18 protein-coding genes and 1 tRNA gene are annotated in these 20,138 nt (G+C 35.5%); 13 read left to right on the forward strand and 6 right to left on the reverse strand.

Translation table 11 applies throughout. The features are described 5' to 3' along the window. Positions 1-79: 79 nt before the first annotated feature. Positions 80-982 carry a recombination-associated protein RdgC gene (locus KUI_RS04235; RefSeq protein ID WP_013522609.1) on the forward strand — a complete coding sequence of 301 codons (903 nt, stop codon included), beginning with the start codon at positions 80-82 and terminating at the stop codon, positions 980-982. 2 nt (positions 983-984) lie between these two features. After that, positions 985-1,464, forward strand: a complete 480-nt coding sequence (locus KUI_RS04240) for a hypothetical protein (RefSeq protein ID WP_013522610.1) — start codon at positions 985-987, stop codon at positions 1,462-1,464. Here KUI_RS04240 and uvrB read toward each other — a convergent pair. Further along, the gene (gene uvrB / locus KUI_RS04245) at positions 1,456-3,468 is read right to left on the reverse strand and encodes an excinuclease ABC subunit UvrB (protein ID WP_014840382.1); all 2,013 of its coding nucleotides are present in this window, start codon (positions 3,466-3,468) and stop codon (positions 1,456-1,458) included. The genes KUI_RS04240 and uvrB overlap by 9 nt on opposite strands. 73 nt (positions 3,469-3,541) lie before the next feature. On the opposite strand from uvrB, the gene KUI_RS04250 reads away from it, so the two are divergent. Both KUI_RS04250 and lexA read left to right on the forward strand, forming a co-directional pair. After that, positions 3,542-4,738, forward strand: a complete 1,197-nt coding sequence (locus KUI_RS04250) for an amino acid aminotransferase (RefSeq protein WP_014840383.1) — start codon at positions 3,542-3,544, stop codon at positions 4,736-4,738. A 93-nt stretch (positions 4,739-4,831) separates the two neighbouring features. After that, positions 4,832-5,500 (forward strand): transcriptional repressor LexA, encoded by a 669-nt coding sequence (lexA, locus tag KUI_RS04255; RefSeq protein WP_013522613.1) that lies wholly within the window; start codon positions 4,832-4,834, stop codon positions 5,498-5,500. Between the two features lie 51 nt (positions 5,501-5,551). Here lexA and KUI_RS04260 read toward each other — a convergent pair whose 3' ends face one another. From KUI_RS04260 to KUI_RS04270, 3 genes are all read right to left on the reverse strand, one after another. Beyond that, complete coding sequence (locus KUI_RS04260; protein ID WP_013522614.1) at positions 5,552-8,185, reverse strand: TRAP transporter permease; 2,634 nt, start codon at positions 8,183-8,185, stop codon at positions 5,552-5,554. Between the two features lie 87 nt (positions 8,186-8,272). After that, complete coding sequence (locus KUI_RS04265; RefSeq protein ID WP_013522615.1) at positions 8,273-9,256, reverse strand: TAXI family TRAP transporter solute-binding subunit; 984 nt, start codon at positions 9,254-9,256, stop codon at positions 8,273-8,275. 82 nt (positions 9,257-9,338) lie between these two features. Next, a complete protein-coding gene (locus tag KUI_RS04270) occupies positions 9,339-9,932 on the reverse strand; it encodes a transglycosylase SLT domain-containing protein (RefSeq protein ID WP_014840384.1) in 594 nt (197 codons plus the stop codon). Positions 9,933-9,989: 57 nt separating this feature from the next. Between KUI_RS04270 and KUI_RS04275 the strand changes: the two genes are divergently transcribed. The 9 genes from KUI_RS04275 (at position 9,990) to KUI_RS04315 (ending at position 18,449) form a co-directional block, all read left to right on the forward strand. After that, the gene (locus tag KUI_RS04275; RefSeq protein ID WP_013522617.1) at positions 9,990-11,153 is read left to right on the forward strand and encodes an AI-2E family transporter; all 1,164 of its coding nucleotides are present in this window, start codon (positions 9,990-9,992) and stop codon (positions 11,151-11,153) included. Between the two features lie 95 nt (positions 11,154-11,248). Further along, positions 11,249-11,333: transfer RNA gene (locus tag KUI_RS04280), tRNA-Leu, on the forward strand. 110 nt (positions 11,334-11,443) lie between these two features. After that, positions 11,444-12,154 carry a hypothetical protein gene (locus KUI_RS04285; RefSeq protein WP_225972081.1) on the forward strand — a complete coding sequence of 237 codons (711 nt, stop codon included), beginning with the start codon at positions 11,444-11,446 and terminating at the stop codon, positions 12,152-12,154. A gap of 2 nt (positions 12,155-12,156) precedes the next feature. Further along, positions 12,157-12,612 carry a hypothetical protein gene (locus tag KUI_RS04290; protein ID WP_013522619.1) on the forward strand — a complete coding sequence of 152 codons (456 nt, stop codon included), beginning with the start codon at positions 12,157-12,159 and terminating at the stop codon, positions 12,610-12,612. An 11-nt stretch (positions 12,613-12,623) separates the two neighbouring features. Further along, entirely contained in the window at positions 12,624-13,628 is a 1,005-nt protein-coding gene (locus KUI_RS04295) for a hypothetical protein (protein ID WP_014840385.1), read from the forward strand. A 50-nt stretch (positions 13,629-13,678) separates the two neighbouring features. Continuing rightward, positions 13,679-14,494, forward strand: coding sequence for a 2,3,4,5-tetrahydropyridine-2,6-dicarboxylate N-succinyltransferase (dapD, locus tag KUI_RS04300; protein ID WP_014840386.1), 816 nt, complete (start codon positions 13,679-13,681; stop codon positions 14,492-14,494). A gap of 1 nt (position 14,495) precedes the next feature. Further along, positions 14,496-15,641 (forward strand): succinyl-diaminopimelate desuccinylase, encoded by a 1,146-nt coding sequence (gene dapE, locus KUI_RS04305; protein ID WP_014840387.1) that lies wholly within the window; start codon positions 14,496-14,498, stop codon positions 15,639-15,641. Then, positions 15,641-16,582, forward strand: coding sequence for a 50S ribosomal protein L3 N(5)-glutamine methyltransferase (prmB, locus tag KUI_RS04310; RefSeq protein ID WP_013522623.1), 942 nt, complete (start codon positions 15,641-15,643; stop codon positions 16,580-16,582). The genes dapE and prmB overlap by 1 nt, the downstream gene beginning before the upstream one ends. Next, positions 16,542-18,449 (forward strand): ABC-F family ATP-binding cassette domain-containing protein, encoded by a 1,908-nt coding sequence (locus tag KUI_RS04315; RefSeq protein ID WP_014840388.1) that lies wholly within the window; start codon positions 16,542-16,544, stop codon positions 18,447-18,449. Before prmB ends, KUI_RS04315 begins: the two co-directional genes overlap by 41 nt. Here the strand turns inward: KUI_RS04315 and KUI_RS04320 are convergent. After that, entirely contained in the window at positions 18,446-19,231 is a 786-nt protein-coding gene (locus KUI_RS04320; RefSeq protein WP_014840389.1) for an ABC transporter ATP-binding protein, read from the reverse strand. The genes KUI_RS04315 and KUI_RS04320 overlap by 4 nt on opposite strands. Beyond that, on the reverse strand, positions 19,224-20,138 hold the full coding sequence (locus KUI_RS04325; protein WP_013522626.1) for an ABC transporter permease: 915 nt from the start codon (positions 20,136-20,138) through the stop codon (positions 19,224-19,226). Before KUI_RS04325 ends, KUI_RS04320 begins: the two co-directional genes overlap by 8 nt.

Here is a 20,138-nt window from a genome sequence, read left to right on the forward strand (position 1 = left end):
CCATTAAAAATACTGTATGTCCATACAGTAGATTTTTTAAACTACAATAAAGGGAAAATTTTATGGCAATTTAACAATAATGATATTTAAAAATCTAAAACTATTTAATTTAAATCCTGATTGGTCCGTAAGTGCATTAAAACTACATGAAATGCTTAAAACTTATACATTTGAAGAGGGTAATTTTATTGATTCTGGCATGGCAAATGTAGGTTGGACCAAAATTCACGAAGAATATGAATCCGAACACGATTTGGTTTTGGAAGTTGGACATCACTTAATAACAAAATTCAAATACGAAAAAAAATTATTGCCAACCTCAGTTATAAACCAATTTACTAAGGAGAAAGCTTTAGAACTTGAGGAAGAACAAGGGTTTAAACCATCTAAAAAGAAACTAAAAGAGATAAAAGAATTTGTCACAGATCAACTGCGCCCTAAGGCTTTTAGTATTTTCAAAGAGGTATGGGTAGTTTTTGATATAGAAAATTCTATATTTTGGATGGACACAACATCTAACTCATTGGCTGATGATATTGTCACCCTAATGTCCAAGTGTCTAAGCCCATTGCCACTTACAAACTTTCAGACTGCTATATCACCAACAAGTGCTATGACTACTTGGATTGTCGAAGGGGCACCTAGTCCATTTTCCACAGAACAAGACACAGAGCTTAAGGGAATTCTTGATAGCAAAATTTCTGTGAGATATGCAAATTACAACCCAGATATAACTGAAATTAGAAATCACTTAAATAGCGGAAAAATTTGTACAAAATTATCCCTTAACTGGAACGATAAAATTGTTTTCACTCTTAATGATGCACTAGACATAAAAAAAATTACTGCACTTAATTTAGCGGAAGATATTGAAAAATCTGACGATAAGTTTGAAGTGTTTTTGAGTGAAATCTCGCTTATGGCATCTGAACTTTCAAGTATGATTATGGATTTGTCTGAAGTATTAAATAAAGCAGACTAGGTATGAAGCTTAGAAAAGATTCAAAGAACGCTATATTAATCATAATTTTTCTAGTCACAGGTCTTGAATTTTATTTATCAGGACCTGATGAAACCCCTGAGCCCCAACCAATCCAAACGCATGTAAGCACAGATAAAAATATTAATAGCGTAACTAGGGATTCTTTGACTAATGTCACGGAGACATTTGTGCTATCTGAAAATGGGTACAATTTTGAGGGGTTTATCAAAGGGATAAGCTATTCAAGTTTTAGTTTCTTTATGGAACTAAACGAAACCATTCAAATAGATCTTGAGGCACATAAAGACTTGGAGATGATGTTATATGGTACAAAGACCTACTCTTTAAAAACCAAAGACAAGTTTGTCGCACCCGAACCAGGGATATATGAACTAAGGATATTCTTTAAACCTAATATTGAATTTAATTTATCTCCAAATAGAAGTGAAAGCTTCAAACTAAAAATCAAAAAACTAAAGTGATAAAAATTTTTCCTTCAATTTAGAAAGTTGATCTCTAGCCTTTGCCGCTTCCTCAAACTCAAGATTTTTAGCATGTTCAAGCATTTGTTTTTCTAATTTTTTAATTTCTGAGCTTAACCTTTTCTCATCTTTAAGAAGATCAGACATATCTATAGTTTCTTGCATATCTTCTAACGAGTCATGGAGTACTCCGTCGATAATATCCTTAACAGCTTTTTTAACAGTTTTAGGTGTGATGCCATGGGCTTTGTTATAGGCCATTTGTTTTTCACGTCTTCTTTCAGTTTCATCAATAGCCTTTTTCATCGAATCGGTAATCTTATCGGCATATAGAATTGCACTACCATTTATATTTCTCGCAGCTCGTCCAATAGTTTGAATTAAACTTCTCTCTGAACGTAAAAATCCCTCTTTGTCTGCATCAAGTATTGCCACCAATGAAACTTCAGGGATATCTAAACCTTCACGAAGCAAATTAATCCCAACTAACACATCAAATACACCTAGCCTCAAGTCTCTGATTATCTCAACTCGCTCAACAGTATCAATATCACTATGCAAATACCTAACTCGTAAAAAGTTTTCGGAGAGGTATTCCGTTAAGTCCTCAGCCATACGCTTAGTAAGAGTAGTAACAAGCACCCGCTCCCCTTTAGCTATTCTAAGTTTAGCTTCGCCTAGAAGATCATCAACCTGTGTCAATGCAGGTCTTATTTCAACTGTAGGATCCACAAGACCAGTGGGCCTTACAACTTGTTCAACAATATTATCTGATCTTTCAAGTTCGTATTCAGCTGGTGTAGCAGACACAAAAATTGACTGCTTCATACGAGCCTCAAACTCTTCCATCTTCAAGGGCCTATTATCCAAAGCAGATGGCAATCTAAATCCAAATTGAACTAATGTTGCTTTTCTTGAATGGTCACCTCTATACATCCCCCTTAACTGCCCCATCATTACATGACTTTCGTCAAAAAACATCAATGCATCTTTAGGCAAATAATCAATCAATGTGGGCGGTGGGTCACCTGGTTTAGCTCCTGATAAATGCCTTGAATAATTCTCGATACCCTTACAAAAGCCCAATTCGTGTAACATCTCTAAGTCAAATCTTGTCCTTTGTTCAATTCTTTGTGCGTAGACCAGCTCTCCCCTATCTAAAAACTCTTTAACCCGTTGCTTCAATTCCTCCTTAATTGTCTCAATTGCCCTTAAAACAGTACTTCTTGGAGTTACGTATAAGGAACTTGGATACAATGTAAATCTAATAATATCTTGACGTATCCTGCCAGTTAGAGGGTCAAATAATTCAAGTTTTTCAAGTTCGTCATCAAACAAAGTTACCCTTAAAGCAAGCTCTGGACTTTCTGACGGAAAGATATCAATAATATCTCCACGGACTCTAAAATGGCCACGTGCAAACTCCATATCGTTTCTCTCATACTGCATAGAAACTAATCGTTCTAAAATGGATTCACGTGAAATTTTGTCCCCAGTCCTTAAAATCAAGACCATGGCTTGGTAATCACTAGCATCCCCAATACCATATATGGTTGATACTGTACCTACAATGATGGTATCTCTTCTTTCTAAAAGACTTTTAGTAGCCGACAGCCTCATCTGTTCTATATGATCATTAATATTTGAGTCCTTTTCTATGAATAAATCTCTACTGGGAACATAGGCTTCTGGCTGATAATAATCATAATAAGATACAAAATATTCAACCGCATTTTTAGGAAAAAATTCCCGCATCTCTGCATATAGCTGAGCTGCAAGAGTTTTATTGTGTGCAAGAATTAGAGCTGGTCTGCCTAGTTGAGCAATAACATTTGCCATAGTGAAGGTTTTACCGCTACCAGTCACACCTATGAGAGTCTGGTTCATAAGACCATCCTGCACCCCTTCTACCAGACTTTTTATTGCTGAAGGCTGATCTCCAGATGGTTCCCATGATTGATAAAGCAAAAATGGACTGTTTGGATACTGTATGATTTCCGTCATTTAAGTGGCAATGCTTAAGGAAAATAAACTTTTTATTTTATACTTATAAGTCAATTTGTTAAACAGTATAAAAATGTCTAAATTATTTTCTAATATCGAATTAGCCCCAATCGACCCTATTTTGGGGCTTTCTGACTTATATAGGGCTGATAGTAATCCAAATAAAGTTAATCTTGGTGTTGGAGTTTATTATGACGAAAACGGAAATATTCCAATACCTAAAGCAGTAAAAGTAGCTTTAGAAAGATTTGTTCAAAATAGCAAACCCTTTAGTTATAGAGCTCAAAACGGAACAGCTGATTATACAGAAGCTGTTAAAAAATTAATTCTTGGTGAAGAGTTGTATTCTGAAAAATCTAAGGTTTGCTGCACAGTACAATCATTAGCTGGAACTGGTGCTTTAATGCTAGCAGCAAATTTTCTTCACAAAATCACACCTAACTCCACTGTTTACGTCTCTAACCCTACATGGGGTAATCATAAGACTATATTTGGATTGGCTGGATTCAAAATTGATGAGTACCCATATTACAATGATAAAACTATGTCTCTAGATTTTGACGGCATGACTGAAAAGTTAAACTCTTTAGAACCTAAAAGCATTATTGTTTTACATACTTGCTGCCATAATCCTACTGGCGTAGACCTTAATGAAGAACAATGGAAAAAGGTCGCTGAAATTGTTAAGGCTAAAAATCTTATTCCTATATTAGATACAGCTTATCAAGGTTTTGCTGAAGGACTTGAAGAGGATGCAAAAGCAATTAGAATTTTCGCATCTGAAAAAATTGAAACTTTTTTTACTACATCATTCTCTAAAATTTTCTCTCTATATGGAGAAAGAATTGGTGCATTAACAGTAATTTGCTCTGATGAATCTGAAGTTGAACCAGTTCTTAGTCAAATCAAAGTGTTGATTAGATCTACTTATTCAAACCCCCCAACCTTTGGTGCGAGCCTCGTTTCCACTATTCTTAATGACAAAGAATTATATGAAATGTGGAAAAGTGAATTAGAGTCTATGCGACAAAGAATTTTAAAAGTTCGCAAAGATTTAGTAATCAAAATTAAAGAGGCTGGAGCTAAGAGATCTTTTGATTTTATAGTTAATCAAAAAGGTATGTTCTCATACACAGGACTAAGTAAAGAGCAAGTCCAACAATTAAAAGAAGATAAACATCTATATATTGTCAGTTCTGGCCGCATTTGCGTTTCAGCTATTAACGATTCTAATATCGATTATGTAGCTAATTCTATAGCCTTAGCTTAAACATTTTATGGTCTAGTTTTTCTAGACCTTTTTATTGACTATAAGACTGTATACTTATACAATTTGTTAATAAGTACACATAAGGATTTGGCTATGAGCTCAAAACTCACATCTAGACAAATTGAGGTTCTAAATATAATCAAATCTCATATTTCTAAGAGTGGTATTCCACCTACTAGAGCCGAAATCTCTTCTGCATTAGGATTTAATTCACTTAATTCAGCTGAGATGCACATTAAAGCACTTGTAAAAAAAGGAGCTTTGATTGCCATCCCAGGAGTTTCACGAGGTCTTAGAATAAACCCAGCATTTGAATCAGAATTTTTGGATTCAGTTAAAGATGAATTATCTAACTCTGAAGCATCTAATGATTTTTTATCCCTACCGATTGTAGGACGAGTAGCTGCTGGTAGTCCTATAGAAGCCATTGAGCACCATGAGGATCAATTACTGTTTCACTCATCCATATTCTCTCAAACTCCTGATTATCTACTAAGAGTCAAGGGGGACAGTATGATAGATATAGGAATTATGGAAGATGATCTTTTAGCAGTAAAACGTGCAGATGAGGCTAATAACCGTCAAGTGATTGTGGCTAGACTTGACGGTGAGGTTACTGTTAAAAGGCTTCGTAAGTTACCAGATCATATAGAACTTATACCTGAAAATTCTGCTTATAAACCAATAGTAATTAGACCAGATCAGGATTTTTCAATTGAAGGCATAGCCGTGGGTCTAATTAGAAACCACGGCTTAGATTAATTGTGCAGGTTATAGATTAAGACTTTTATACCTAACCTTTAGATTTAGCTATTAAGCTTTCATGGTTTGAGTACTTCTTAGTTGGGGGTATAAAGTACCTTCCCTTCTTCCTCTTCTACCCTGAAGCCACCAAACTAATCCAATCAAAATAAAGGCAGGAATAAACATAATCGCAACATTAGGTTTATTATGATTAGGAACCATAAGCTCAACCACATCCCATTGATTCTCCCACCTAGCTTTAGCTGCCTGAGAGCCGAATTTAACTTGTCCAACTTGTACCGTATCACCTAAAGGCATCAATGTTAAGCCAGTTCTGCGAAGCCTTTCCTTACCGATTTGATCAGGAGTTTTGCCCTTTGTATCTTCCAAATCTTGAAGGTTCACAGATACTAACTTAGATAAATCATTACCTTCTAATGTCATACCCTGAATACGAGCAACGAATCTACCATTATTTGGAACCTCTGCTGCAACCTTATAAATTTCTGACAATGGCTTAGTTTCATATTCAGGATACATACGATTCATATACCAATCTGGTCTGAACATCATAAATGCCGCAATCATAAGTAAAAGAGACTCTAAAAAAGTACTTCTAATCCTAAAGAACAACATAGTTGATGCTGCAAAAATCATAGAGGCAACTATGGCACCAAAGATCACAACGACCAAATTCACAGTTGAATCAACCCCTATTAATAATAGCATAGGGTTGAAAACAAATATAAATGGCAATATAGCCGTCCTCATTGCGTAAACCACACCTTGAATCCCTGTTTTTATAGGGTCCTCTCCAGATATGGCGGCTGCGGCAAACGTAGCCAAACCAACTGGGGGTGTAATGTCTGCCATAATTCCAAAATAGAATACAAAGAAATGGACGGCGATTAAAGGAATAATTAAATCGTTTTGAGCTCCTAATTCCACAACAACTGGAGCCATTAAAGTAGCCATCAAAATATAGTTTGCTGTAGTAGGCATGCCTAGACCCAATATTAGGCAGACAAATGCAGTGAAAAACAGCATTATAAGTACATTACCCATTGAAACCAATTCAACAAAGGCAGTCATCCTTAAACCTAGTCCTGTCAAGGTAATAGCACCGACAATCAAACCAGCTGTACCGCAGGCGATTGCAATACCAATCATGTTTCGAGCACCCTCTTCTAAACCTTGAACAGTTTCAATAAATCCTCTTTTAAATGCCCCTGAAGAATCCTCTCTTCTAAATAAAGACATCAAAGGGCGTTGTGTCATCATTAAGAAAACTAAAGAAAGAACCGAATAAAATGCTGATAAACCTGCAGATAGCATTTCGATGCTTAAACACCAAACCAAAATCGCTATGGGTATTAAGTAAAACAAACCTGCCCTAACTGTAGGCCAAGTCTCAGGTTTAACAGGACTAGTAATATTAATATCAGTTGGTAAGTCTTCGTATTTTGAAGCAATAAATATCAATCCCAAATATAGTGCTACAAGCAACCCCACTAAAATCCAAATTGCAGATGCCCCTGCCAAAGCCTGAACACCAGTACCAATGTAGTAAAACGCACCCATCACAGCAAGAGTACCCGTAATGCCTAGCAAATAACCTATTAATTTTTGATTAAATGTTCTATTAGTATTTGCGGCCATCATAGGCTGAATACCAAGTTTAAGTGCCTCTAAATGCACTATATAAAATAAAGAAATGTAGGAAATAGTTGCTGGCAAAAATGCATTTTTAATAATTTCTGTATAAGGTACACCCACATACTCAATCATAAGAAAAGCAGCCGCTCCCATTACTGGAGGCATGATTTGCCCATTTACAGAGGATGAAGTCTCAATAGCCCCAGCTCGAATCCCCCCATAACCAGCCTTCTTCATTAAAGGAATTGTAAAAATTCCGCCTGTCACAACGTTCGCTACGGAAGATGCAGAAACAATACCATTTACTGCAGAAGAAACAACTGCAACCTTAGCTGGACCCCCACGCAAATGCCCCAACATAGCAAAAGAAACTTGCATTAGATAATTTCCAGCTCCGCACTTATCTAGCAGAGATCCAAGTAACACAAATATAAAAATATAAGAAGTAGATACGCCTAACGCTACTCCAAATACACCTTCTGTTTCAAGCCACATATGTGAAACTAGACGATTAACTGAAGCCCCTTTATGCGATAAAACATCTGGTAAATATGGACCTAAAAAAACATAAGCAAGCATAACCATACCAAGTATAGTCATGGGCCAACCTAAAGCTCTGCGTGTAATTTCTAGAAGTAGTAATACGCCTAAAGTGCCCGCAATCACATCAAGAGTTGTCGGAATACCGGGTCTAGTAGAAAGTTCTTGATAAAAAAGATATAAATACGCACCACAAAATCCAGCAACAATAGCAAGAATCCAATCATAAGCTGGCATTTTATGTGAATGGCTCTTTCCAAGAGGGTAAGCCAAAAGACCCAAAAACATTGCAAATCCTAAATGTATAGAACGAGCCTCGGTATCATTAAAGATACCAAAATTAAATTCAAACGGTAACGGCGACGCAATCCATAGTTGAAAAAATGTCCATAATAAAGCCCCGATAGCTAAAACATGCTTGGCAATACCCTCTACTTTTCTGCCACCCCTGTCAACATCTGCCACCATTTTTTCGAGTTCAGCTAATTTTTTTGCGTCTGTAACCATTAATAATCCTACTTAATAATTATGGACAAACCGCCAAGACCTTAGTCATTAGCGGTTTGAGGAAGTAAAAATAATAAAGAAACTAAATTATTTAATTAAACCAATTTCTTTGTAGTATTTTTCAGCACCTGGATGAAGAGGAGCAGTTACACCATTAGAAATCATACCTTCTTTAGTTAGATTACCTAATGCTGGATGAAGTTTTTTGAAGTCATCAAAATTTTCAAATACTGCTTTAACGATTTTGTACACAGCATCCTCATCTGTTTTAGCAGATGCAACAACTAGTGCAGTAACACCATAAGTGTCAGTTGCTTCATTTCCTGCATAAAGACCTGCTGGAATTTGAACTTTTGCGTAATATGGATATTTGGCAACAATTTTATCTACTACTTCACCAGTAAGAGGCATAAGTTTAGCACCGCAAGTAGTGATAGGATCTTGAATGTTAGCTGATGGGTGACCTACGCCGAAAATAAACCCATCAATTTTACCGTCACATAAGGCAGTACCATGTTCGTCTGATTTAAGCTCAGAAGCAACAGAAAAGTAAGATTTATCTGTACCTAACTCAGACAAATACTGTTCAATTGAAGCACGACTTCCAGAACCTGGATTACCTACGTTAAATCGTTTACCTTTAAGATCTTCAAAACCTTTAACACCTGAATCTTTTGATACAACAATTGTTAATGGTTCAGGGTGAAGGGCGAATACTGTACGTAAATCCTTGTAGGGACCAGCATCTTTAAAATTAGCCTCACCGTTATATGCATTGTATGCAACATCTGACTGAGCAAATCCTAAATCTAATTCACCAGCCTTGATTGTGTTTACGTTGAAAACTGATGCACCAGTAGATTCTACAGAACAACGAATTCCATGATCTTTGCGATCTTTATTTACAATACGGCAGATAGCACCACCAGCCGCATAATACACGCCAGTAACTCCACCTGTACCAATACTTACAAATTTTTGATCTGCTGCAGTAGCAACAGGTGAAACTGTAAATGTAGAAAAGACGGCAGCAACACTAACAGCTAAAGATATTTTTTTTAGGATTTTCATAGTAACACCTATCAACGTTATTAAAACTCGCCTATATGTATACCAAAATTACATATACATCCAAATAGGAATTTCCCTAACATTAGTCTCTACATAATTGGTATTGGGACCCATAGAGTTCAGCCCTAGAAGCCACTTTTGAAGCTATAGTCTTAAGCCAATCTTTAGACTCATAAGTTCCTCGTGAATACCCGCCCCACCCTTCGTGATAATTTAGATATTGATTATAGGTATCCCATCTACTTACCGCATTTACACTGTTAGACTTTGCCATATACCAACCAATAAAGTCCACAGCATCGCTAAAAACATCTCTCCTGGCACCACTATTGTTAGTATCTCTAATATAGTCCCTCCAAACATCATCTTTTGCTTGTGGATATCCATATGCATCACTAGGACGTCCAAGCGGAACTAAACCTAAAGCCCATCTTTTCGCAGGTCTTGCATCATGAACAAATTTAGATTCTTGATAAATAATAGCCATGACTACTTGTGGTGGAGCTAGCCATTTTTCCTTAACTTGCTTAAGTGATTCGTGCCATTGAGGCTTCTCACTCAAAATCGAACAAATATTATTAGAATCTTTTGGAGGAGCTGTATCTACAATAGTTTTATTAGAGGCACAAGACACCAAAAAGAAAGTTGTAACTAGTAACAAAATATTAAGTTTCATACTATTGGCTTTACAAATGTAGGTATAATCACATTATTTTATTATCTTGGAAATTTCATGCAAAGTAAAAACCGCGTATTTTATGGGTTCTACATGGGGCTTTTGCTCTTAATAACCATAGGCTTCATTTGGGTACTAGCACCATATTTTTCTGCCTTATTTTGGGCCGTTATATTTGCGGTTTTATTTAGACCTATTTATCTAAAACTACTTGAAAAAATGCCAGGTAAAAGAAATTTATCTGCACTTCTAACGCTTATACTTGCTATTATTCTTGGAATTATTCCTATAGGGATTATTGCCACTTCACTTACATCACAAGCTGTAGATTTGTATCAAAAAGTTGAATCAGGTCAAATTAATTTTGGAGAATATGTTGATTTGGTTTATAACAATCTTCCATCTCCTATTCATTCTTTTCTCGAAAAATTCCATATTACTAGTGAATTTAGTTTCAGAGAAAAACTTCTTCAATTATTCAATCAGGGCTCTAAGATGATGGCCACTGAATTAGTAAACATTTCCCAAAATACATTCACATTCATTATGGATTTGGGTATTATGCTTTACTTAATGTATTTCTTTATTAGAGATGGTGAAACCATTAAGGAGTACATTAAACGTTTTACTCCTCTAAGTGGTAACCATAAAATTAAATTATTTAGTAAATTCCTAACAGTAGTTCGTGCTACCGTTAAGGGAAACATGCTTGTAGCTATTGCACAGGGTGCCCTTGGGGGATTTATATTTGCCGTTCTAGGTATACCATCCCCTATTCTTTGGGGTGTAATCATGGCTTTCTTATCACTACTACCAGCGATTGGAGCAGCTCTTGTATGGTTACCAGTAGCTATTTATCTACTGGTATCTGGCTCCCTAGTGGAAGGTATTATTTTAATGGTTTGGGGTGTGGTCGTTATTGGTATGTCAGATAATCTTCTAAGACCTATTCTAGTAGGCAAAGACACCAGACTTCCAGATTATTTAATTCTAATAACAACCATAGGCGGTATGGCAGTTTTTGGTTTAAATGGATTTGTGATTGGACCTTTACTTGCTGCTTTATTTATAACTTTCTGGGGTGAACTCCCTAATGCCGTTGGTCTTCTCGAAGAGGATGATGTAGCAGCTATTGAAAGTAATCATGAGGAATATATTGCACTTTCAGAGACTCACCCTGAAGAAACAGTAGAAGCATTAGAAAAGAAAATGGAGAAGTAAAAGTAGTATATCTACAACTTAACTAACATTATTTATTAGATATTTCTCATTTAATTGAAAATTTAACACTTATAAGTTAGAATTATTTTCTTTTAGCGAGCGTGGCGGAATTGGTAGACGCACTGGATTTAGGTTCCAGCGCCGAGAGGTGTGAGAGTTCGAGTCTCTCCGCTCGCACCACTGAAGAAGATGGGGATTACCCATCTTTTTTTATATTTCAAAATTACAAATATATTTAATATTTTATTTATACAATTTTAGAAATTTTTAATTTTTTTAATTGTATGAATATGAAGACTAAGGGCATTGCCACCTTATTAATTTCTCTACTTATAGGTTGTGATGAAGTAAAGACAGCTTATAACCAGACATTCCATCCTCAAAGTGAATCAAACGAAGCCTTAGAAGCAAAATACAATGCAGTATTTGCCCAAGCCACTGGTAAAAGTAATAATCTAAATCCTCCTCCTAATCTTAACTATTCAAAACAAAATCTAGAAGATTCAATCGGTCAAAATGACTCAATATACAACTTGAGCGGAAATGAACTTAACTATATACGGGATGAACTAATTAGGATGTTTGATGGGAAAATGCCTAAAGTATTAACTAACACAGCTATATACTTTCATACGGATCATATAAATATATTAATTAACGATCCTAATAATATAGAAAACGTTGATAGGTACACTTATAGTTATACCGATCAAAAATGGGCAAAAGACAAGCATTATAAGTTATCAGCCAAACAACTACAAACATTGCCACAGGAGACTTTACCATTAAGTATTGTTGATTTTAGTGGCTTGCGTAGATTAATTGAAGGCGCCATTCAAAATTCAAATAGTCTTGAAGAGGCTAAAATTCAAAACTATGCTATATCCTACTTATATTTAGATGGGACGCAAACATGGGACATTGGTATAGAGACCCCGAGGGGAGACTATATTTACAGCACAACTAACGATGGCATTAAATACAAATTAGAGAGGAAATAAGAATGAATAATTATTATGAATATCTAATTTTAATTTTAGATAACTTCTTTCTCACATTAATTTCACTATTCTTTATTTTGTTTTTAGTCACTTTATTGCTATTTAGATTTAGACTTTTAGTTGCATTCTTAACTTCAATAATTTTTAGTATTTTTGCTTCCGCAGCTATTCAAATACTGGCACTAACTGGTATAGATCCAGTTAAAAATATAACTAGAGCATATCTTTCTGATAATGGCGGTCACACTGAAGGCGTTTTTTATAAATCCGCACCATCAGGTACAACAATTAATGATAGAGTTATAGATGATTACTACATTATTTACAAAACTGAAGACGGACAAATTATTGATACAAAAACACTTGAAATCAATTTAGATCCACAAAAAAGGAATTTATTTACCATATACAATGTACGATATCTTAAATTAGATCCGACAGTATTTGAAATTTTTTAATTGGGTGTTGTATGAATTTTTGGCGTTTATTCTGTGCAGGTTTTACCTTTGTATTTCCAATATTTTTTGTATACGTTGGTTTTTGGCCGACATCGGCTATGGTTTCCACTATCTCACTAGTTCTAGGGATTGTTCTTTGGAGTATTTTTGCTTTAATTGAATTTAGAAATTTTGTTTTAAAACCTGCTAGAGCTGATGCCTATTACAGGCGTATATATAACTCTAGTCCTAATTCTTATGCTACTGTAGAGAGTATTAGCAATGTTGGAACCTCTTCAAAACCTAAGTATAAATATCTTTTAAAGTTCCAAAATTTATCAGGTACTACTGTGCATTTTTCTATCGAAAACAAAAAAGATTTATCATTAATGGCTGGTCAATCTCTACCGATATACATCAATACAGATGAAGTAAATCCCGATCCCCCATTTGTAATAGCAGACAATAGATTTTCATTTAAACCTTCCTTTAATCCAGCTTCTGGACTTTTTTACGTTCTTTTTATAATTGCTTATGCTGTAGGGTTCTTTTTAGCTTGCTATGCTTTATTTTCCAATGGATATGGTTGGAGATTTATGTCCCCATGGCACCCTTGGGTTTGGGCCCCTATCATAGGTATTTTTACTACAAAAGTAATTGGTGGAGTAGACAAATATATAACTACATCAGGTACTAATCAGAAATTGTTTAACAAACTAGTTACAAGAGGCTTAAAAGCTGAAGGAACTATAATTTCTAGAGAGCATACAGGTACAACAATAATGAATTCTCCTCTTATGAAATTTATAGTCCAATATTCAGATAAACAAGGAATTCAACATCAGGCTGTAATAAAAGAGCTCATTGCATTCAATGATATTTATAAATTTGAATTAAATAAAAGACCTGTTCTTTATCTGAAAGATGATCCAAGTATTGCTAAATTTGAATACATAGAACGATCAATGACTGAATTTGCTCATACGGAGCCTAGTGATGCAAGTTATATTATGTTTGATAATATGATTAGTGATTAATCCTCACTGGATATATTTGTACAGGATTCTTTATAACAAAAAACATAAAAATGAAAAAAAACTTTGAAGATTTAATTAATAGTGCTTGGGATAACAAAAGCGAATTAACCCCACAAAATACGGAACTTTTTCAAATTGTCGAACAAGTTATTGACGATCTAGATAAGGGTAAAATTCGTGTGGCAGAAAAAATAAATTCTGAATGGCGGGTTAATCAATGGGTTAAAAAGGCTGTTTTACTTTCATTTAAGCTTAGAGAAAATAAAGTAATAAACGAAGTACCTCTACAGTATTTTGATAAAGTCCCTTTGAAATTTGAAAATTTCACTTCCGAAGATTTTAAAAATTCTGGTTTTAGAGTCGTACCTCCTGCAGTGGCTAGACGTGGGGCATTTATAGATAAAAACGTAGTACTTATGCCCTCCTACGTAAATATTGGAGCATATATAGGTGAAGGTACTATGGTTGACACATGGGCTACAGTAGGCTCGTGTGCACAAATTGGAAAAAACGTACATCTTTCAGGGGGCGTTGGTATAGGTGGTGTTTTAGAGCCTCTTCAAGCAAATCCAACCATAATTGAAGATAATTGCTTTATAGGTGCTAGATCTGAAATTGTTGAGGGTGTAATCGTTGAGGAAAATTCTGTATTATCAATGGGGGTTTACCTTTCTCAAAGTACAAAAATATATAACCGTGATACAGGTGAAATTTCCTATGGACGAGTACCATCTGGTTCAGTCGTTGTACCAGGCAGTCTGCCTAGTAAGGATGGTAGTCACAGTCTTGCTTGTGCTGTTATTGTAAAACGAGTTGATGCAAAAACTCGCTCAAAAACAAGTATTAATGACCTTCTTAGAGCTTAACATGAACACTCAAAATATAACCACACTTGAACTGCTTAAAGATTTAATTTCACGTGAATCCATTTCACCAAACGATGCTGGATGCCAGGATGTATTAGCAGATCTTCTTAAAAAACAAGGTTTTAAAGCGGAATTCATGGAGTTTGGTGCTGTAAAAAACCTTTGGATTCGTCATGGAGACCTAGCACCATTAGTAGTATTTGCTGGACACACTGATGTTGTACCCTCTGGACCTAGGGATTTGTGGGATTCTCCACCTTTCGAACCTACTATTCGAAACAATAAACTTTATGGACGTGGGGCTGCTGATATGAAAGCAGGAGTTGCTGCAAGTGCCATTGCCAGCTATGAATTTGTTAAAGCATATCCAAATCATAATGGTTCAGTTGCTCTTTTGATTACCTCTGATGAGGAAAGTATCGCTATCGATGGCACGGTAAAAGTCTGTGAAGTCCTTGAAAAACGCGGTGAATCTATTGACTACTGTGTCGTAGCCGAACCTTCATGTGTAGATAAATTGGGAGATACTATTAAAATTGGTCGTCGTGGGTCTTACGGGGCTACTTTGACTATTAAAGGTAAACAAGGACATGTAGCTTATCCACATAAAGTCAAAAATCCTATTCATTTAGCGGCACCTGCTGTTGCTGAATTATGTAGTACTGTTTGGGATGAGGGTAATAAATTCTTTCCCCCTACTTCATTTCAGATATCCAATTATCGTGCTGGTACTGGTGCAGCAAATGTAGTCCCTGGAATTGCTCACATTGAATTTAATTTCAGATTCTGCACTGAAAGCACTCCTGAATCATTAAAAAATCGTGTTGAAGAAATACTAAATAAACACAACCTAGACTATGAAATCGAATGGATTCTAGGAGGCGAGCCTTTTTTAACTGAAGCCGAAGATTTAACAAAAGCGATGATTGATTCCATCAAAGAAGTAACTGGTGTTGATGCTCAATTGAGCACTACTGGTGGTACATCAGACGGCAGGTTTATCGCAAAAATGAATCCTAAACCAAAGGTTTTGGAATTTGGTGTAATTAATGCCAGCATTCACCAAATAAACGAGCATGTTGATGTAGATGACTTAGAAAAAAGCAAAGACATTTACTTTAAAGTATTAGAAAAACTTTTAGCTTAATGAAAAATAAAGAAATTCATTCTGAAATCCTAAAAGAGCTTAAATCTGTTAGGGATTTTGTTCGATACTGCACCTCAAAATTCTACGAAAATGAAATTTTTTTAGGACATGGAAATACAGAATATATAGATGAAGCTATACAACTTGTATATTCTGCCCTACATCTCAAGCCAGTTGATATCGATATATTTCTAGATGCATTAGTCACAGAAGATGAGAAAACAAAGATATTGGATTATCTTAATAAAAGAATAGTGGATCGTATGCCATTGCCATACATAACTGGATCCGCATGGCTTCAAGGACTTGAATTTATCGTTAACTCGGATGTTTTAATACCGCGCTCCTTTATTGCAGAGCTTTTATCTCAAGATTTATTTGAACAGGACATCCTAAATACGGAACCCTCTAAAATTCTTGATATGTGCACAGGTTCAGGGTGTTTAGGTATTCTAGTAGCATTAATTTACCCCTTTGCGGAGGTAGACGGTGTGGATATTTCTGATGCAGCTATTAAGATAGCAAAATTAAATAAAGACAAACACAATGTACAAAACTTTCACCCTATAGTCAGCGATTTATTTAGCTTTAATCCTGATTACAAATATGATTTGATCATATGCAATCCGCCCTACGTAAACAGCGTATCGATGCAAAATTTACCTCCTGAATATGGCTATGAACCTCAATTAGCATTAGCAGGTGGTGAAAAGGGCATGGATACAATCAAGCGTTTTCTAACTGAAGCTTTAAACTTTACCCATGATAACACCTCTATAATTCTTGAAATTGGCAATGAGTACGAGTACTTTGTTAAAGCATTTCCAAATTTACATCACATTTGTTTAGAAACAGCTACTACGACAGAAAGCGTTGTATTTATCAAGGGTCGTGACCTACATGATTCGAGCAAACTCTCTAAGTTTAAGACGTGGCAGTAAACCCCTTTTAGAAAACACATCATTCACTATCAATTCCAATGAAAGAATTGGTATAGTTGGTAGAAATGGCGCTGGAAAATCTAGTTTATTCGCATTGATATTAGGGCAAATCGATCAAGAAACTGGAGATATAAGCATTCCTAAAGAGTGGAGAATCGCTCATGTTAGACAGGATGTTTTATTAGGAAATCAATCAGCTACCGAATTTGTAATTGATGGTGATATTAATTTAAGAAACCTTCAAAGTGAATACGCTAATACAGACACTAATGACGGCGTTAGATTATCGGAACTTGAAGCTGCTCTTTCAGATGCTGGCACCTACACGGTCCAGTCGAGGGCAGAACAGCTTCTGTCTGGATTAGGTTTTGGTCCATCCGAATGGTCTAAAGCTATTGGTGAATTCTCTGGTGGATGGCAGATGAGACTAGCACTAGCCCGAGCTCTAATGATGCCCTCAGATCTGCTATTACTAGATGAACCAACAAACCATCTAGATTTAGATGCAATGATATGGCTTGAAAAATGGTTATCTAGATATGACGGAACGGTTCTAATTATTTCGCATGATACAGATTTTCTGAATTCCACCGTTCAAAACATTTTAAGCTTTGAGAACAAACAACTTATTCGATACAAAGGCAATTATGATCAACATCTAATTCAAAAAGCTGAGAAACATAAACAGCATATCGCTGAAATTGAAAAACAAAAGAGAGAAAGCGAAAGGCTACAAAACTTTATAGATAGGTTTAAAGCAAAAGCCTCTAAAGCAAAACAAGCACAAAGTAGAATTAAAGCCCTCTCAAGAATGCAGAAATTAGCCCCTTTGCAAGCTGAAGGAGCGATACACATAACATTGCCAACAAATCCAAATATGCCAGACCCTCTTCTAGTTATGGAAGATTTAAGTGTGGGATATGAACAAAAACCTGTTTTGCAAAATATATCCCTAATGTTACGTGGTGGAGATAGGATTGGAATGCTTGGTATGAATGGGGCTGGGAAATCAACTCTAGTAAAAACTCTAGCTGATGGATTACCTCTAATTTCGGGAGCAATAAAACCCTCAAAAGGCATAAAAATAGGATATTTTGCTCAACATCAGCTTGATATGCTTAATGATGAATCTACTCCCCTCCAACACCTACAACTCATAGCTGATCCCAACACCACCGAACAAGAACTTAGAAATTATCTCGGTCAATTTGCTTTTACTGGCGATGTAGTTTGCGAACCCATTGCCCCCTTTTCTGGAGGAGAAAAGGCACGTCTAGCTTTGGCTTTAGTTGTTTGGAAAAAGCCGAATTTACTAATTTTAGATGAACCAAGTAATCACCTTGATATAGTTACAAGAGAGGCTTTAGCTGAGGCTCTTGCTCAATTTGATGGGAGTATGCTATTAGTATCCCATGACAGACAGCTATTAAAGTCTACAATTGATAAATTTTGGATTGTTTATGATGGCAATGTTCACGAATTCGACGGTGATCTTGATGACTATGCCAAATGGATTGAAGAAAGAAAATCTAATTCAACTAAAGTAGATCAAAAAAATAAATCTGATTCTACTGTAGATAAAAAGGCTACCAAAAGGCTCGAAGCTGAAGAGAGGCAAAGAAAATTTAAACTCAAAAAACCTCTTGAACAAAAAGCTTCTTACATAGAAGAAAATATCAACAATCTTGAAAATAAAATATCTGAATATGATGCATTGATAGCGGATGAAAGCTTTTATGCAGAATCAAATAGAGATAACAGACTTAAAATATTAAATGATCATCAAAAATCCGTTAATGAGCTAAAACATCTAGAAGAAGAATGGTTTGATGTTTTAGCCCAAATAGAAGAGTTGGAAAATAATTAATTTCCCAACTCTATAGAAATATCAGCAAATAGTCCTACGATATCATCAAGCTGTAAGTTTTTTTTGTCCTGACCTTGTTTATCCAGAACAATTTTACCCTGATGCATCATAATAATTCGATCGCCATATTGAAGAGCATATCTGAGATTATGAGTAACCATCAAAACTGTGCAATTCATAGTATCCACGAGCTCTTGAGTAAGCTCCATAATTCTATCTGAAGACTTAGGATCTAATGCTGCCGTATGCTCGTCAAGCAAAACTAAACTTGCATGAGAAAGACTAGTCATCAATAAGGCTAGAGCTTGCCTTTGACCACCAGATAAATTACCTGTTTTCTGATCTAGATAATTCTCTAGGCCCATGTTAAGTTTTTTTAAAGACTCTCTGAATAAATCTCTATCACGAGTTTTATACCCAAGACCTAATCCATAAAATTTACCCTTATTAGCAGCTAAAGACAAATTTTCTAATACAGTTAAATTTCCAGCTGTACCCATAGATGGATTTTGAAACACCCTGCCTATAGTTTTATATCTCGAAGATTCGGAGAGCTTACTGGTATCTCCTCTATCAGATAGTATTATTTTTCCTGAATCAGGTTTTAAAGTTCCTGATATTAAGTTTAATAAAGTGGATTTACCAGAGCCGTTTGATCCAATAATAGAAATGAATTCCCCTTTAGGAGAGGACAAATTAAAATTTTTGAACACCCTAACTTCATCAGGCGTTCCTATATGAAAGCTCTTATTTAAATTACTAACTGTAAGAAAATCAGACATCTTTTGCCCTCCTGAAATTTAAACTTTTCATAAGAGGGGTTCTGACTTGATCGCTCATAAGAATAAGTAAGAATAACAATGCTCTAACCATATTTAGTAAATATGCTGGAGTACCTAAATTAATGGCCAACGCTACCAAGGCTTTATACAAAATTGACCCTAAAATTACTTGCGTAGTTAACTTCAAAAATCTGACATTTGTAAATAAAACAAGCCCAATAATACAAGAAGCTAAACCAGTAACCATAGCCCCAGTACCCATACTTATTTCAAAATAACCCTGCTGCTGAGATAAAACTGCACCCGATAACGCTACAAGAGAATTAGCTAATGATAAGCCGATAATCCGCATGGTACCAGGTTTTACAGCTAGCGATTTTACGATTTGTTCATTGTCCCCTGTCGCCCTGAGCAGTAAACCAGCCTTGGTTTTAAAGAAATAATCCAAGGCTAATTTAATAATTAAAACAATAAGACCAACAACAAACAGGATGAGTAAGCCTTTATTATTTTCGAAAATAGATAGACTAGATAATGATCCTTTGAAAATTGTAATCTTATCGAATATAGATTGATTTGCCCTACCCACAACCAAAAGATTGACTGAATAAAGCAAAGTCATAGTTATAATGCCTGCAAATAATGCATTAATTTTAAGCTTTTCATGTAGAACTCCTGTAAAAGCCCCAGCTAAAGCACCGGCACATGCTGCTAGAAACAGAGAAGTCCATGGATCTAAACCTGACATCAATGCCCAAGTTGAAATAGCAGCTCCAAATGGAAAACTACCGTCAACAGTTAGGTCGGGCAAATTTAATACTTTAAAACTTATAAATATACCCAGAGCAAGCAAAGAATAAATTAATCCTTGCTCAAAAATATCAGATAAGATTGCTACGTAATGCAT

This window comes from Taylorella equigenitalis ATCC 35865 (assembly GCF_000276685.1).
In the GTDB taxonomy this organism is placed as follows: Bacteria; Pseudomonadota; Gammaproteobacteria; order Burkholderiales; family Burkholderiaceae_B; genus Taylorella; species Taylorella equigenitalis.

What these genes read in the sequence shown, in the direction of transcription:
- KUI_RS04235 (WP_013522609.1), top strand. Translation starts at nt 80, where the DNA reads ATGATATTTAAAAATCTAAAACTATTTAATTTAAATCCTGATTGGTCC.
- KUI_RS04240 (WP_013522610.1), top strand. Translation starts at nt 985, where the DNA reads ATGAAGCTTAGAAAAGATTCAAAGAACGCTATATTAATCATAATTTTT.
- uvrB (WP_014840382.1), bottom strand. Translation starts at nt 3,468, where the DNA reads ATGACGGAAATCATACAGTATCCAAACAGTCCATTTTTGCTTTATCAA.
- KUI_RS04250 (WP_014840383.1), top strand. Translation starts at nt 3,542, where the DNA reads ATGTCTAAATTATTTTCTAATATCGAATTAGCCCCAATCGACCCTATT.
- lexA (WP_013522613.1), top strand. Translation starts at nt 4,832, where the DNA reads ATGAGCTCAAAACTCACATCTAGACAAATTGAGGTTCTAAATATAATC.
- KUI_RS04260 (WP_013522614.1), bottom strand. Translation starts at nt 8,185, where the DNA reads ATGGTTACAGACGCAAAAAAATTAGCTGAACTCGAAAAAATGGTGGCA.
- KUI_RS04265 (WP_013522615.1), bottom strand. Translation starts at nt 9,256, where the DNA reads ATGAAAATCCTAAAAAAAATATCTTTAGCTGTTAGTGTTGCTGCCGTC.
- KUI_RS04270 (WP_014840384.1), bottom strand. Translation starts at nt 9,932, where the DNA reads ATGAAACTTAATATTTTGTTACTAGTTACAACTTTCTTTTTGGTGTCT.
- KUI_RS04275 (WP_013522617.1), top strand. Translation starts at nt 9,990, where the DNA reads ATGCAAAGTAAAAACCGCGTATTTTATGGGTTCTACATGGGGCTTTTG.
- KUI_RS04285 (WP_225972081.1), top strand. Translation starts at nt 11,444, where the DNA reads ATGAAGACTAAGGGCATTGCCACCTTATTAATTTCTCTACTTATAGGT.
- KUI_RS04290 (WP_013522619.1), top strand. Translation starts at nt 12,157, where the DNA reads ATGAATAATTATTATGAATATCTAATTTTAATTTTAGATAACTTCTTT.
- KUI_RS04295 (WP_014840385.1), top strand. Translation starts at nt 12,624, where the DNA reads ATGAATTTTTGGCGTTTATTCTGTGCAGGTTTTACCTTTGTATTTCCA.
- dapD (WP_014840386.1), top strand. Translation starts at nt 13,679, where the DNA reads ATGAAAAAAAACTTTGAAGATTTAATTAATAGTGCTTGGGATAACAAA.
- dapE (WP_014840387.1), top strand. Translation starts at nt 14,496, where the DNA reads ATGAACACTCAAAATATAACCACACTTGAACTGCTTAAAGATTTAATT.
- prmB (WP_013522623.1), top strand. Translation starts at nt 15,641, where the DNA reads ATGAAAAATAAAGAAATTCATTCTGAAATCCTAAAAGAGCTTAAATCT.
- KUI_RS04315 (WP_014840388.1), top strand. Translation starts at nt 16,542, where the DNA reads ATGATTCGAGCAAACTCTCTAAGTTTAAGACGTGGCAGTAAACCCCTT.
- KUI_RS04320 (WP_014840389.1), bottom strand. Translation starts at nt 19,231, where the DNA reads ATGTCTGATTTTCTTACAGTTAGTAATTTAAATAAGAGCTTTCATATA.
- KUI_RS04325 (WP_013522626.1), bottom strand. Translation starts at nt 20,138, where the DNA reads ATGCATTACGTAGCAATCTTATCTGATATTTTTGAGCAAGGATTAATT.